This is a genomic window from Mycobacterium paraterrae (assembly GCF_022430545.2).
In the GTDB taxonomy this organism is placed as follows: domain Bacteria; phylum Actinomycetota; class Actinomycetes; order Mycobacteriales; family Mycobacteriaceae; genus Mycobacterium; species Mycobacterium paraterrae.
In genome coordinates, this window is record NZ_CP092488.2 from 2,578,524 (window position 1) to 2,591,468 (window position 12,945).

Sequence of the window (12,945 nt, forward strand, 5' to 3'; positions counted from 1 at the left end):
GGCGCGCCACCCCCGCTCTTTACAGTTGAGTCTCAACAGCGGCGGGCATCCTCCCGAGACCGGGACTATCGGAGGGATGTCCGCTTCTGGACGTGCTTTAACCCTTTGCGGCGCAATCGAATTCGATGGGCAGGGTCAACGGCCCGGTCAGCGCGGCCAACGGCTTCCACGGCGCCGGTCCGGCTTGGCGCGCATTGGGCATGCGACGCGTCATCACCGTCAGCGCCTCGGCGAGTTCGAGGCGCGCAAGGTTGGCGCCCAGGCAGTAGTGGATGCCCGCGCCGAACGTCTGCATCGCTGGTGCATCCGTGCGGGTGATGTCGAGCCGCTCGGGATGGTCGTAGACGGCGGGATCCCGATTCGCCGACGCGGTGTTGGGAAAGACCAGCGTTCCGGCCGGGATCGTGACCCCGGCGAGCTCGACGTCCTCGAGAGCCACGCGCAGGGTGCCCCAGACGATCGGGGAGTGCCGCATGGTCTCCTCGACGGCGGCGACGGCCAGCTCGGGGTGCCGGCTCAGCAGTTCCCACTGGTCGGGGTGGTCGCTGAGGGCCTGAATCGAGGCCGCGAGCTGGTTGCGTGTCGTATCGGTGCCGGCGATCAGCAAGCCCACGACCAGCATGCGCAGCTCGTCGGCGTCGAGGTGATCGCCCTCGTGCTCGGCGCGGATCAGCTCCGAGATCAGGTCGTCGGTCAGCGCCGCGCGGCGATCGGCGACCATCGTGTCGACATAGTCGTCGACCGCCTCCCACGCCGCCAGGATCGCGTCGGCCTCTTCCGCGACGTTCCAGCTGAACGCCTTGAAGATGTCGTCGGTCCAATCCGAGAACAGCTTCCAATCCGCCGCGGGCGCGCCGAGTAGCGCGCAGATGACAGGGATCGGGTATTGACGCGCGATATCAGCCACCACGTCACAGTGCCCGGAGTTCGTATGCGGCTCAACAAGATCGGAGATCACGTTGACGACGGTCGAGCGTAGCCGTGCGGTCGCGCGCGGCGTGAAGGCCTTTGAGACCAGCCGACGCAGGCGGTGATGCGGGGCTCCGTCGAGGCTGAGCAGACTCGCGGTGACCCGGTCCCAGATCGGGCCGGAAGTAATGCCCTGGCCGGTCAGGAACACTCCGTTCGGCATGCGGAACCGTGGATCGCGCAGCACGCTGTGAACCAGGTCGTAACTCAGGATTTCGGGGCCGTGGGCGCCGATGGCGATCGGCGCACGCTCCCGAGCCCGCGCGATCAGCCGATGCGCCTCGGCGGGGTCGGTTAGCTGCTCGTAGGTCAGGATCGGAAGGCCCGCGTCGAAGACACTCGGGCAACTGCGGATGGGGACAGTGTCGATGCTCATGACGGCTCCTCGCGTTGGACGTGGGCGTGGCGGTTGCCGACCGCGACGTCATCGTTTCTCCGCTGCGGCTGGGACAGGTCAGTAGACGGATACTGCTCTTTCGGCGCACCGCGGGATGAGCGCTTCTAGTCTGTACGCGTGCGGTTGACCTGGCCGCTGACCGGCCGCTCACACGAACAGCGACTCATCGAAGCCGCTGTGTTCGACTCGGACTCGTCCGGGATCGTGCTGTGCGGGGCGGCCGGCGTGGGTAAAAGCCGGGTCGCGCGCGAGGCCCTGAATTCCGCGGCCTCGAGGGGGCATGAGACCCGCTGGGTCATCGGTACGTCGTCGGCCCGGTCGATTCCGCTGGGCGCGCTGGCGGCCTGGGCTGAGCCCGCCGAGAAGGACAACCTCGAATTGGTCCGTCGCGCGATCGCAGCGCTGACGTCCTCGGCTCCCGGCGCCGGGGTTGTCCTCGGGGTCGACGACGCGACGCTGCTCGACGATTTGTCGACGTTCGTTGTGCACCAGATCATTCAGCGTCGTAGCGCAAAGGTGGTGCTCACCATTCGAGAGGGTGAGTCGATCCCGCCCGGGGTGCGCGAGTTGTGGGACCGTGGCGAACTCGACCGCCTCGACTTGCAACCGCTGTCGCAAGCCGAGACGACTGCTCTGGTCTCGGCGGCATTGGGCGGCCCGGTGGAGCGGCAGGCCGCCGAGCGACTGTGGATGCTGACGCAGGGAAATCCGCTATACCTGCGCAACATCGTCGAGCAGGAGCTCGGCGACGGTCGAATCGTCTCGCGCGACGGATGCTGGTTCTGGGACGGCGATCCGGTGCTGCCGCCCAACCTGGTCGAGCTGATCGAGGGACGCATCGGGGGCCTGCCCAGCGCGGTCGGCGACGTGATCGACGCCCTGGCGGTCGGCGAGCCCATCGAACTCGCGGCGCTGAGCCGGATCACCACCGCGGATGCGGTCGAGCAGGCCGACATCCGCGGTCTCATCGCTCTCGACCAGGTCGGCGATCGGGTCGAAGTGCGATTGGCTCACCCGCTCTACGGGCAGGTGCGGCGAAAGCGAGCCGCCGCCACCCGGTTGCGGCGGTTGCGCGGCCAGGTGGCCACCGAGCTCGCCGTGCCGGATGATCGTGACGACATGCGGCTCGTGGTCCGGCGCGCCACGCTGAGCCTGGACTCCGATCTCGATCCCGACCCCGATCTCCTGGTGCGGGCGGCCCGTGGCGCCGTCTGGTTGTGGGAATTCCCGCTGGCCGATCGGTTCGCGGCAGCCGCAATTCGCGCGGGAGGTGCGGCCGACGCGAAACTCATTCGCGCGTACGCCTTTTCCTGCACTGGTCGTGGCCAGGATGCTGATGCGCTGCTCGCCGAGATGCAAACCGGCGAGCTGGCCGAGACGATGTACGGGCGGGCGGCCTTTCTGCGATCCACCAACCGACTGTTCACACTGGCCGATCCAGACGGCGCGAAAACGCTCATCGACGAAGCGGCACACCACGCGGGACCACGGGCCCGCAGCTGTATCGACGCATTCCTCACGGTCTACTGGGCGGCGATGGGCAAGCCACACGCGGCCATCGAGGCGGCGGAGACATTCACATGGAACGAGCTGCCCGACCTCGTCGCCCAGCGCGTTACCGCCTGGGCGCTCGCCGTCGCGCTGGGCGAAGTGGGCCGCACCGCCGAGGCCGTCGCCGCGGCTCAGGCCGGTTACCCCGTCCCGATACGCTCGTTCGTCATCATCACCGACGCCCACATCGGCGCGCTGCTTCTCGCAGGCCGGATCCTCGACGCGGGTGAGCCGGCGGAGACTATCCGACAGCGCCAAATTGAGTTCCGCGCCTTTCAGTTTTTCCAGGTGGGCACGCTGGCGGTGGGCAGGGCGGCGTTGGGTGCTGGGCGAGTCGACGCCGCGGTCGCCCAACTCAGCCAGGCCATGGACAAGGTTCACACTTCGAACGACTGGAGTTACCGCTGCCGTCTGGCGCTCACGACGGCGCTTGCCATGCGCGGCGACGTCGGCGAGGCGGCCGCCTGCCTCGGCGACCTCGAAGCGCGACGCCATCCGGGCTGGCGTTATCTCGACTACGAGCACGCGATCGCGAGGGCGTGGGTGGCGGGCGGTCAGGGTGCTGTCAGCGAGGCAATCGCACTGTCCCTGGCCGCCGCCGAAACAGCAAGAGGCAATGGGCAATTGGCTCCCGAAGTGATGTGCCTGCAGACCGCCACGCAGTTCGGCGATCGGTCCTGCGGGCCACGGTTGCGGGAGCTTGCCACGCTCGTCGAAGGTCCGCGAGCCGCCGTCGCGGCCCGGTTCGCCGAAGCGTTGCACGACGGCGATGCTGCCGAATTATCTGCCGTATCAGCCGAATTCGAGAGGCTGGGCGACCTGGTCGCCGCCGTCGATGCGGCCGCGCACGCGGCGATCACCTACCGGCATCACGATCGGCGCGGGTCGGCGCTGGGTTGCTCGGCACGCGCCGAGGCGTTGGCGGAGCAATGCGGCGGCGCCCGGACCCCGACGCTGCGCAAGGCTGTCGAACGGCTGCCGTTCACCGACCGTGAGCGTGAAATCGTGATGCTCATCGGAGAAGGTTTGTCGAACCGCGACATAGCGCAGCGGCTGACGCTGTCGGTCCGGACGGTCGAGAGCCACATCTACAAGGCGATGGCCAAGACCGGCACGCCCAACCGCGACGAGCTGGCGGCGCTGTTGCCGCGACTCCGTCATGGCTCGCATCAGCTCAGCTGAGCCGTCACCGCGGCCGCGTCCAGCCAGATGTTCTCCCGGCTGATCAGGCCGTCGCGAAACTCGAACACATGCATCATCGCCGAAACTGATCCGTCGTCCGTTGCCGGGAAGTCCGAGCAGTGACCCGATGACGGTGCCGGTCATGAGCTGTTCGAGGACCATCGCGTCGGCGGCGAAGAACTGCCGCAGCACATCCCAGCCCTCGCTGCGGAAGTTGGCCGTGAGGTAGGCATAGAAGTCGCGTGCCGCGGGCTTGCCACGACTGGGGCTGCCGGGAAACCCGACGACGTCGTGCTCGATGTCGTCGGTGTACACGGCCACCGCGCCGTCGAGATCGCCGCAATTCTCGGCTGCCATGTGCCTGTCGACCAGCCCCTGCATCCGGCTGCTGTCCATCTGTAGGTGGTATCACGCCGCAACGCGGCGGAATATCAGTACCGCGCCACTGACGTCGACTGATCCCCCGCGATTGACGATTCCAGTAACGGATCGCAGCACGGAGGATTGAAATGGTCACCGACAACCCGGCCGTCATCACCCCCGACGAGGCCCAGGAGCGCCTGGTCTCCCCGGCACCCGTCCTGATCAGTGAGCACGAGGTCGCGCTCGCCACGGCGATCGCCCTGCAGGGACGACCGCCGGCCCGGCGCCGGTGGATCGGCGCCACGCACGGGCTGCTTGTCGCCGTCCGGCGTTCGTTGGCCGCGCCGGCGCGTGACGACCGTGGCGCCCGGCGCGAGTACCCCAAGCACTACGCGTTCTTGGAAGGTGCCTGCATGGCGCGCGAAATGCAGCGTCTGTGACACCGCACGGATCGCTCGGCTGACGACTCGCTCCCTCGGCGGGCATTCTTCCGGGACCGGGAATTCCCGGAAGGATGCCCGCCGGCGCGCCTGGTCCATAGGGCAGGATCAGCAATCATGGATCGGGTCTGGGTCAACCGGGCGGTCAGCGCGGAGGCCGCTGTCGCTGATCGGCATCTGAAGAAACTGTGGGGGCTGCCCGGCACCCAACTGGGTGTCGTGGGCTGGCCCGCCACCCGCCGCGACAAATGGTTCGGCGGCTGGCACTACTGGTGGCAGGCGCACCTGCTGGACTGCCTGGTCGACGCGCAGCAGCGTGACCCGCAGCCTGAGCGGCGCGTCAAAATCGAGCGACAGATCCGCGCACACCGGCTGCGCAACAACGGATCCTGGGTCAACAACTACTACGACGACATGGCGTGGCTGGCCCTGTCGCTGGAACGGGCGGCGCGCATCGCGGGCGTCGATCGCGAGCGCGCCCTACGCAAGCTCAACGATCAACTGGTCAACGCGTGGGTGCCCGAGGACGGCGGCGGCATCCCGTGGCGCAAGCAGGACCAGTTCTTCAACGCCCCGGCCAACGGGCCGGCCGGAATCTTCCTGGCGCGCTACGGCGACCGATTGCGGCGAGCCCAGCAGATGGCCGACTGGATCGACGAAACGCTGATCGATCCCGAGACGCACCTGGTGTTCGACGGCATCAAGGCGGGCTCGTTGGTGCGCGCGCAATACACCTACTGCCAGGGCGTGGTGCTCGGCCTGGAGACCGAATTGGCCGCCCGCACCCGCGACGACCGGCACGCCCCCAGGGTGCATCGCCTGGTCGCCGCGCTCGACGAGCACATGGCGTCGGGCGGGGTGATCCGCGGCGCGGGCGGCGGTGACGGCGGGCTGTTCTCCGGCATCACCGCCCGCTACCTGGCGCTGGTCGTCACCACCTTGCCCGGCGATAGCCCCGACGACGTCAAGGCGCGCGACACCGCCCGCCATATCGTGCTCACCTCGGCCCAGTCGGCGTGGGACAACCGCCAGACCGTGCAGGGGCTTCCGTTGTTCGGGCCGTTCTGGGATCGACCTGCCGACCTGCCGACGGCCGCGGGTGAGCAGGCCCAGTTCGTGGCCGGCGCCGTCAACGAGTCCGAAATCCCCGAGCGTGACCTGTCGGTTCAGCTGTCCGGTTGGATGCTGATGGAGGCCGCGCACGCCGTGACCGTCGCCGGAGAAAACGAAGGGACCAGCAATGAGTAAAGTCCACGCCGACGCCGAGTCGGCGCTGCACGGCCTGTTGAAGGACGGGATCACGATTGCCGCAGGCGGTTTCGGCCTGTGCGGGATTCCCGAGAACCTGATCCGGGCCCTGGTGGACAGCGGCGTCAAGGACCTGACCATCGTCGGGAACAACGCCGGCGTCGACGATTTCGGGATGGGTCTGCTGCTCAAGGCGCGGCAGGTGACCAAAGTGATCGCCTCCTACGTCGGCGAGAACAAGGAGTTCGAGCGCCAGGTGCTGGCCGGTGAACTCGACCTGGTGCTGACCCCGCAGGGCACGCTGGCGGAGAAGTTGCGCGCCGGCGGCGCGGGCATTCCCGGCTTCTACACCCGCACGGCGTTCGGCACCAACCTCGCCGAAGGTAAGGACACCCGCGTCTTCGACGGCACGGAATACGTTCTGGAAGAAGGCATTCGGGCCGACGTGGCGATCGTCAAGGCGTGGAAGGGAGACAAAGCGGGCAACCTGATCTATCGCAAGACGGCCCGCAACTTCAACCCGATGATCGCCACCTGTGGCGCGGTGACCATCGCCGAGGTCGAGGAACTCGTCGAGGTCGGCGAACTGGACCCCGACCAGGTCCACACCCCCGGTATCTACATCGACCGCATCATCGAGGGCCCCGGCTACGAGAAGCGCATCGAGTTCCGCACCACCAGCGGTGGCGCTACGGCCAAGAAAGACAGCCCGATTCGTGAAGTGATGGCCCGGCGTGCTGCCAAGGAACTGCGCGACGGCTACTACGTCAACCTCGGTATCGGCATTCCGACGTTGGTGGCCAACTACATTCCCGACGACATCACGGTCACCCTGCAGTCCGAGAACGGGCTGCTCGGCATCGGTGCGTACCCGTCCGAGGACGCCGTCGACCCCGACCTCGTCAACGCGGGCAAACAGACCGTCACCAGCCTGCCCGGGTCGAGCTTCTTCAGCAGCGCCGACTCCTTCGCGATGATCCGCGGCGGCCACATCGACCTGTCCATCCTGGGCGGCCTCGAGGTCGCCGAAAACGGTGACCTGGCCAACTGGATGGTGCCCGGCAAGATGGTCAAGGGGCCGGGCGGCGCAATGGATTTGGTGTCCGGCGTCAAACGCGTGATCGTCGTGATGGACCACACCGCCAAGGACGGCAGCCCGAAAATCCTCAAGCAGTGCACGCTGCCGATCACCGGCAAGGCCGTAGTGGACATGATCATCACCGACCTGTGTGTCTTCGAGGTCGTACCCGAGCGCGGCCTGACGCTGGTCGAGTTGCACCCCGGCGTCACCGTCGCCGACGTCCGGGCCAAGACCGGATGCGATTTCACGGTAGCCGTCTGAGCGCGCAACCGTATCGTGGAGGAATGACTACCCGACGCAATGTCCTATTCGGCGCCGCATTCGGTGTGCTTGCCGGTGCGGGCGCGATCAGCGCGTTCACTGCGACGGGGGCGCCGAACGGGCCGGCCAAGACGTTCGAGGTGAACCACACTGACGACGAGTGGCGCCGCCTGCTGTCACCGGCGGCCTACGAGGTGCTTCGCAACGCCGGCACCGAACGGCCCTACAGCAGCCAGCTCAACGACGAGCACCGGTCCGGCACGTTCGGGTGCGCCGGATGCGGGCAGGCGCTGTTCTCGTCGACGACCAAGTTCGACAGCGGCACCGGCTGGCCGAGCTTCTACAAGGCCATCGACAACGCCGTCATCGAACGGCAGGACAGCACGATGGGCATGTCGCGCACCGAAGTGTTGTGTAGCCGCTGCGGGGGGCACCTCGGCCATGTTTTCGACGACGGACCGCCGCCGACCGGGCTGCGCTACTGCATGAACGGCGTCGCGATGGGCTTTACCGCCGCCTAATCGCCGACGGTCACTTTTTCGTCGTCCTTCTTGGCCGCCCTCTTGCGCCGCAAATACGCCCGGCCGGTGGCAACGAACGCCGGAATCATCGACACGAACAGGATCGCCAGGACGATCTTTTCCAGGTTCTGGTGGATAAACGGGATATTGCCTAGGAAGTAGCCCGCGGTCGTCACGCCGCCACCCCACAGGATGCCGCCGACCACGTCGAACGCCAGGTAGACGGGGTAGCGCATATAGGACACGCCGGCCACCACGGGTGTGAACGTCCGCACGAAGGGCATGAACCGGGCCAGGATGATCGCCGCAGGCCCGTATTTCTCGAAGAACGCGTGCGACTCGGTGACGTGGTGCTGCTTGAAGAAGCGCGAGTCTTCCTTCTTGAACAGCGCGGGCCCGATCCGGCGGCCGATGAAGTAGCCGGTCTGGTCTCCGGCGATCGCGGTCAGCGCCACCGCCGGCGCCAGCACCCAGATGTCGAGGGTGCCGTGAGCGGCCAGTAGACCACCGGTGAACAGCAATGACTCGCCGGGCAGCAGGGGGAACAGCAATCCGGTTTCCACGAAGACGATGCCCAGGATCGTCGGCAGTACCGCCGACGCGAACAGGCCCTGTGGGCCGATCCAGTACATCGGGTCGAGGATGTTGGGCATTGCCACCACCGTGGTGATCACGGTCTTCAAGATACCGGCGGTTGAGCCCCGCTTTCACCGGGCGGGCTGCGAGAGCGTCGGGTGTGTTGCGATACTGGAACAACTCATCAGGAGGAGACCCCATGCCGATCGCGACGCCGGACGTCTACGCCGAAATGCTGCAACGCGCCAAAAAGAACGAGTACGCGTTCCCGGCCATCAACTGCGTTGGCTCCGAATCCATCAATGCCGCCCTCAAGGGCTTCGCCGACGCGGGCAGCGACGGCATCATCCAGTTCTCCACTGGCGGAGCCGAATTCGGCTCCGGGCTCGGGGTCAAGGACATGGTCACCGGTGCCGTGGCGCTGGCCGAATTCGCCCACGTCGTCGCCGCGAAATACCCGATCAACGTGGCCCTGCACACCGACCACTGTCCAAAGGACAAGTTGGACACCTACGTGCGCCCGCTGCTGGCGATCTCCGCCGAGCGGGTGGCCGCCGGCAAGAACCCGCTGTTCCAGTCGCACATGTGGGACGGCTCGGCGGTGCCGATCGACGAAAACCTCGACATCGCGCAGGAGCTGCTCAAGCAGGCCGCGGCCGCCAAGATCGTCCTCGAAGTCGAGATCGGCGTGGTCGGCGGCGAGGAAGACGGCGTCGAGGCCGAGATCAACGACAAGCTCTACACCACGCCGGAGGACTTCGAGAAGACCATCGAGGCGCTGGGCCACGGCGAGCACGGCCACTATCTGCTGGCCGCCACGTTCGGCAATGTGCACGGTGTCTACAAGCCCGGCAACGTCAAGCTGCGCCCCGACATCCTGGCTCAGGGCCAGAAGGTGGCTGCCGCCAAGCTCGGTCTGGGCGATGACGCCAAGCCGTTCGACTTCGTGTTCCACGGCGGCTCCGGCTCGGCGAAGTCCGAAATCGAAGAGGCGCTGCGCTACGGCGTCGTGAAGATGAACGTCGACACCGACACCCAATACGCGTTTACCCGTCCGCTGGCGGCCCACATGTTCACCAACTACGACGGCGTGCTCAAGGTCGACGGCGAGGTCGGCAACAAGAAGGTCTACGACCCCCGCAGCTATCTCAAGAAGGCCGAGGGGTCGATGACCGAACGGGTGGTCGAGGCGTGCCAGGACCTGCACAGCGACGGCAAGTCGGTCTCCGGCTAGCTGCGGCTGGCCTCGATTGTGAAGCCACCTTCACGTTCGACGCCCAGTGTGAAGCTAACGTCACGCTCGAGCGGGCTTAAATCCCGTTAGCTAGAACTGGATTCGCAGATTTTCCACTGGTCGTCGCGGTACTGCAGGTCGAAGCTGCGCGTCGAGCGGGTCTGCGGCGCGTACGCCATGAACGCGGTGACGTTGGCTTCGGCGTGAGTGCCGTTCACCACGACCTGGTCGATGTCGGCCACGACGGGGTATTGCTTGGCCGCCGCGACCCGGTGGTAGACGTCGCTCCATTCATGCTGGTCGTAGTTGACATAGTCGTCGCGCATGCTGCCGCAGGTAAGGCTGCGCAGGGCGGTCAGATCGCCGGTCTGCACGGCGGCGTCGAAGTGCTGAATCGTGTTGCGCACCTGGTCTTCCTGCGACGCGCTCGCCTTTCTGTTATTGCGAGTCAGCAGCACAGTACCCAGCACCGCGACCGCGGCCAACGCCAGGATGATCAGGATCAGCGCCAGCACCCAGCCCCAGCTGCGCTGCCCCGACGGCCGGAATTTCGAACCCAGTCGCGGCGGAATCATCTGTGGCGTAGCCGTTCTCACGCCACCCGGCACGCCCAGCGGTGGGCGGCCGGGCGCAAAGACCTCGGTGGCGGGTTCGTTGGCCGCGTCGATGATCGCGGTCTCCTTGGCGTCGAAACCCGGGGCAGTGAACCGACGTTCACCGGGTTGCGACGGCGCCGCGGGCGGGTGGTGCTCCTGTGCGGGTGGACCGATCACCTCGGTCGCGGGATCGGCGGAACGCTGGGTTTCGGTTGTCTTTTCGTCGGCACCGGCGACGGGTTCGACGGCGGTGTCAGCGTCGGATTCCACCGGGTCGCCCGCGGCGCCTCGCTCGGCGGTGTTCGATGTGTTGTCGCGGTCAGACCCTGATGGATTGGGCATTGGTCAGCCGTCCTCTTGTCGAAATACCTATGGCAGCTTAGCGACCCAAGCCTGCCGATGGCGGTATCGGGGGAGCCAGCGCGGCACGGCACAATGGCCGCATGACGCCGATGCATGATCTGCTGGGACCCGATCCGATCCTGTTGCCCGGTGACCCGGAGGCCGAGGCCCAGTTGGACGCCGGTGACGACCCGGCGACCGTCGCGGCCGCGCATCCTTCCGCGTCGGTCGCATGGGCCGCACTGGCCGAAGACGCGATCGACGACGACAAAGTCATCACTGCTTACGCGTACGCCCGCACCGGCTATCACCGCGGCCTGGACCAGTTGCGCCGCAACGGGTGGAAGGGTTTTGGGCCGGTGCCGTTCTCGCACGAGCCCAACCGGGGCTTCCTGCGGTGTGTCGCCGTGTTGGCCCGGGCGGCCGACGCGATCGGCGAGACGGACGAGCAGGCGCGGTGCCTGGATCTGCTCGACGACTGCGACCCGGTGGCCCGTCGGGAACTGGGCCTGAGTTAGAACTCCGGCTCGCACTCGCGCACGTCGCCCGGCAACTCGATCTGAATGGTCGCATGGTCGAGCCCGCGTTCGGCCAGCACGGCCTGGGCGTCGCGCAGGACGCGCGGCGAGTTGTCGCAGCTGCGCAGGTGCGCGGTCACCATGTCCTTGCCGGGCACCAACGTCCAGACGTGCAGATCGTGCACCTCCGTCACGCCGTCGACCGCCGCCAACCCGGCGCGCAACTCGTCGACGTCGATGTGGCGGGGCGACGATTCGGACAGGATGCGCAGCGCGCCCGCGGCGAGCGACAGCGCCCGTGGCAGCACCCATAGCGCGACGAGCACCGCGACCACCACGTCGGCGTAGGGCCAGTGCGTGGTCAGGGTGACCACCCCGGCGATCAGGACCCCGATGCTGCCGACCGTATCGGCGATGACCTCCATGTAGGCGCCCTTGACGGCCAGGCTGTGCGACGACTGCGCGCGCAACAGCAGCGCGACCGCAGCGTTGGTGGCCAGCCCGGTCAACGCGACGACGATCATCGGAACGCCCGGCACGTCGGGCGCCTGGCCGATCCGGCCGATCGCCTCGCGCAGGATCAGCGTCGCGACTCCGATCAGCAGGACGGCGTTGGCGACGGCGGTGAACACCTCGGCGCGGTGCCACCCGTAGGTGCGGGCCGGTGAGGTGCTGCCGCGCTGAGCCAGCATCACCGCGCACAAGCCCATGAAGGTGGCCGCGACATCGGTCAGGATGTGACCGGCGTCGGCCAGCAGTGAGATCGAGCCGATCAGCAGCGCGGTGGTCAGCTCGACGACGAAGAATGCGCCGAGCAGCGCGGTGGCGATCGCTAGTCGGGGAGCCGGGGTGCCCGGGCTCGCGTGATCGTGTCCCGCGCCCATAGCCAGCAATATAGGTCAGCGCGGCGACGCCTTTTCGTCGGATTTTTCACGAAAGCGATGAATCGCCTGGTATGGCGTCGACAGCTGCCAGGATGTCGGCCACCTCGCTCCGGGAGGTGTAGTTGGGGTGCACGTCGATCCACCGGATGGTGCCCGCGGCGTCGACGACAACCACCGTCGGCATCGGAAGGGTGCTGCCGCCGTCGGCATTGACCTCCGTGATGTCCAGCCCCAGCTTGAGCTGTCCGGCACGTGAGTCGGCGGATGGTTCGGTCAAAATTCCCAGCGCATTGGCGATCTGGTTGCCTGGATCCGACGCCACCGAATACGTCAGCGCATTGGATTCGGCGGATGTCAGCGAGCCCTCGGGCTTTTGCGGGCTGACCGCGATCAATTCGAATCCACGTTCAGCGAGCGCCGAAACCAATTCGGCTTGATAGGTGCGCAGCGCGATGTTGCAGTAGGGGCACCACGCCCCGCGATAGAACACCACGACCGCCGGCCGTCCCCCGCGCAACCGCGTCAACGACGTGTGGGCACCCCGAACGTCGAGCAGCTCGCCGTCCGGCATCACGGAACCAGGTGCCGCGACATTCTGCGGTACTCCCCGCGCCTCGAGCGCCGCTTGATCGGCGGTGAAGGCGGCTACGACGTCAGCGGGAAAGTTGGCTGCCGCGCCGGCGGCCACGGCATGGGCCTGCTCGCTGATCGTGGGTGTGCGCATCGCCATCTATGTCTCCAGCCGCCGGATTGGATTGATCTCTCCAGAAAACTCGGCTGCT

The 12,945-nt window shown here is 67.0% G+C and carries 12 protein-coding genes and 1 pseudogene; 7 read left to right on the forward strand and 6 right to left on the reverse strand.

Annotated features, from left to right (window positions below):
* Positions 1-97: 97 nt before the first annotated feature.
* Positions 98-1,345: a cytochrome P450 gene (locus MKK62_RS12310; RefSeq protein WP_240260816.1), complete on the reverse strand. Its 1,248-nt coding sequence runs from the start codon at positions 1,343-1,345 to the stop codon at positions 98-100.
* Positions 1,346-1,483: 138 nt separating this feature from the next.
* Here MKK62_RS12310 and MKK62_RS12315 point away from each other — a divergent pair, with 138 nt between their 5' ends.
* Positions 1,484-4,099 (forward strand): helix-turn-helix transcriptional regulator, encoded by a 2,616-nt coding sequence (locus MKK62_RS12315; protein WP_240260815.1) that lies wholly within the window; start codon positions 1,484-1,486, stop codon positions 4,097-4,099.
* A 114-nt stretch (positions 4,100-4,213) separates the two neighbouring features.
* On the opposite strand, the pseudogene MKK62_RS12320 reads toward MKK62_RS12315, so the two are convergent.
* Positions 4,214-4,495 (reverse strand): annotated as a pseudogene (locus MKK62_RS12320) (nuclear transport factor 2 family protein); the annotation flags it as partial.
* A 113-nt stretch (positions 4,496-4,608) separates the two neighbouring features.
* Here MKK62_RS12320 and MKK62_RS12325 point away from each other — a divergent pair.
* The 4 genes from MKK62_RS12325 (at position 4,609) to msrB (ending at position 8,013) form a co-directional block, all read left to right on the forward strand.
* Positions 4,609-4,902, forward strand: a complete 294-nt coding sequence (locus MKK62_RS12325; RefSeq protein WP_240260814.1) for a hypothetical protein — start codon at positions 4,609-4,611, stop codon at positions 4,900-4,902.
* A 117-nt stretch (positions 4,903-5,019) separates the two neighbouring features.
* Positions 5,020-6,150 (forward strand): glycoside hydrolase family 76 protein, encoded by a 1,131-nt coding sequence (locus tag MKK62_RS12330; RefSeq protein WP_240260813.1) that lies wholly within the window; start codon positions 5,020-5,022, stop codon positions 6,148-6,150.
* On the forward strand, positions 6,143-7,492 hold the full coding sequence (locus MKK62_RS26440; RefSeq protein ID WP_286670899.1) for a 3-oxoacid CoA-transferase: 1,350 nt from the start codon (positions 6,143-6,145) through the stop codon (positions 7,490-7,492). Before MKK62_RS12330 ends, MKK62_RS26440 begins: the two co-directional genes overlap by 8 nt.
* Positions 7,493-7,515: 23 nt before the next feature.
* The gene (gene msrB / locus MKK62_RS12345) at positions 7,516-8,013 is read left to right on the forward strand and encodes a peptide-methionine (R)-S-oxide reductase MsrB (protein ID WP_240260812.1); all 498 of its coding nucleotides are present in this window, start codon (positions 7,516-7,518) and stop codon (positions 8,011-8,013) included.
* Here msrB and MKK62_RS12350 read toward each other — a convergent pair.
* The gene (locus MKK62_RS12350; protein WP_240260811.1) at positions 8,010-8,687 is read right to left on the reverse strand and encodes a DedA family protein; all 678 of its coding nucleotides are present in this window, start codon (positions 8,685-8,687) and stop codon (positions 8,010-8,012) included. The two genes, msrB and MKK62_RS12350, sit on opposite strands and share 4 nt — an antisense overlap.
* Positions 8,688-8,788: 101 nt before the next feature.
* Between MKK62_RS12350 and fbaA the strand changes: the two genes are divergently transcribed.
* Entirely contained in the window at positions 8,789-9,823 is a 1,035-nt protein-coding gene (gene fbaA, locus MKK62_RS12355; RefSeq protein WP_240260810.1) for a class II fructose-bisphosphate aldolase, read from the forward strand.
* An 86-nt stretch (positions 9,824-9,909) separates the two neighbouring features.
* Here fbaA and MKK62_RS12360 read toward each other — a convergent pair whose 3' ends face one another.
* A complete protein-coding gene (locus MKK62_RS12360) occupies positions 9,910-10,761 on the reverse strand; it encodes an Rv0361 family membrane protein (protein ID WP_240260809.1) in 852 nt (283 codons plus the stop codon).
* A gap of 101 nt (positions 10,762-10,862) precedes the next feature.
* Between MKK62_RS12360 and MKK62_RS12365 the strand changes: the two genes are divergently transcribed.
* Positions 10,863-11,279 carry a DUF3151 domain-containing protein gene (locus MKK62_RS12365; RefSeq protein WP_240260808.1) on the forward strand — a complete coding sequence of 139 codons (417 nt, stop codon included), beginning with the start codon at positions 10,863-10,865 and terminating at the stop codon, positions 11,277-11,279.
* Here MKK62_RS12365 and MKK62_RS12370 read toward each other — a convergent pair.
* Positions 11,276-12,163 (reverse strand): cation diffusion facilitator family transporter, encoded by an 888-nt coding sequence (locus MKK62_RS12370; protein ID WP_240260807.1) that lies wholly within the window; start codon positions 12,161-12,163, stop codon positions 11,276-11,278. The two genes, MKK62_RS12365 and MKK62_RS12370, sit on opposite strands and share 4 nt — an antisense overlap.
* 46 nt (positions 12,164-12,209) lie before the next feature.
* Positions 12,210-12,893 carry a peroxiredoxin-like family protein gene (locus tag MKK62_RS12375; protein WP_240260806.1) on the reverse strand — a complete coding sequence of 228 codons (684 nt, stop codon included), beginning with the start codon at positions 12,891-12,893 and terminating at the stop codon, positions 12,210-12,212.
* Positions 12,894-12,945: the final 52 nt, after the last annotated feature.

Excerpts from the sequence above, each read along its gene's own strand:
- MKK62_RS12310 (WP_240260816.1), bottom strand. The coding sequence starts at position 1,345 with ATGAGCATCGACACTGTCCCCATCCGCAGTTGCCCGAGTGTCTTCGAC.
- MKK62_RS12325 (WP_240260814.1), top strand. The coding sequence starts at position 4,609 with ATGGTCACCGACAACCCGGCCGTCATCACCCCCGACGAGGCCCAGGAG.
- MKK62_RS12330 (WP_240260813.1), top strand. The coding sequence starts at position 5,020 with ATGGATCGGGTCTGGGTCAACCGGGCGGTCAGCGCGGAGGCCGCTGTC.
- MKK62_RS26440 (WP_286670899.1), top strand. The coding sequence starts at position 6,143 with ATGAGTAAAGTCCACGCCGACGCCGAGTCGGCGCTGCACGGCCTGTTG.
- msrB (WP_240260812.1), top strand. The coding sequence starts at position 7,516 with ATGACTACCCGACGCAATGTCCTATTCGGCGCCGCATTCGGTGTGCTT.
- fbaA (WP_240260810.1), top strand. The coding sequence starts at position 8,789 with ATGCCGATCGCGACGCCGGACGTCTACGCCGAAATGCTGCAACGCGCC.
- MKK62_RS12360 (WP_240260809.1), bottom strand. The coding sequence starts at position 10,761 with ATGCCCAATCCATCAGGGTCTGACCGCGACAACACATCGAACACCGCC.
- MKK62_RS12365 (WP_240260808.1), top strand. The coding sequence starts at position 10,863 with ATGACGCCGATGCATGATCTGCTGGGACCCGATCCGATCCTGTTGCCC.
- MKK62_RS12370 (WP_240260807.1), bottom strand. The coding sequence starts at position 12,163 with ATGGGCGCGGGACACGATCACGCGAGCCCGGGCACCCCGGCTCCCCGA.
- MKK62_RS12375 (WP_240260806.1), bottom strand. The coding sequence starts at position 12,893 with ATGGCGATGCGCACACCCACGATCAGCGAGCAGGCCCATGCCGTGGCC.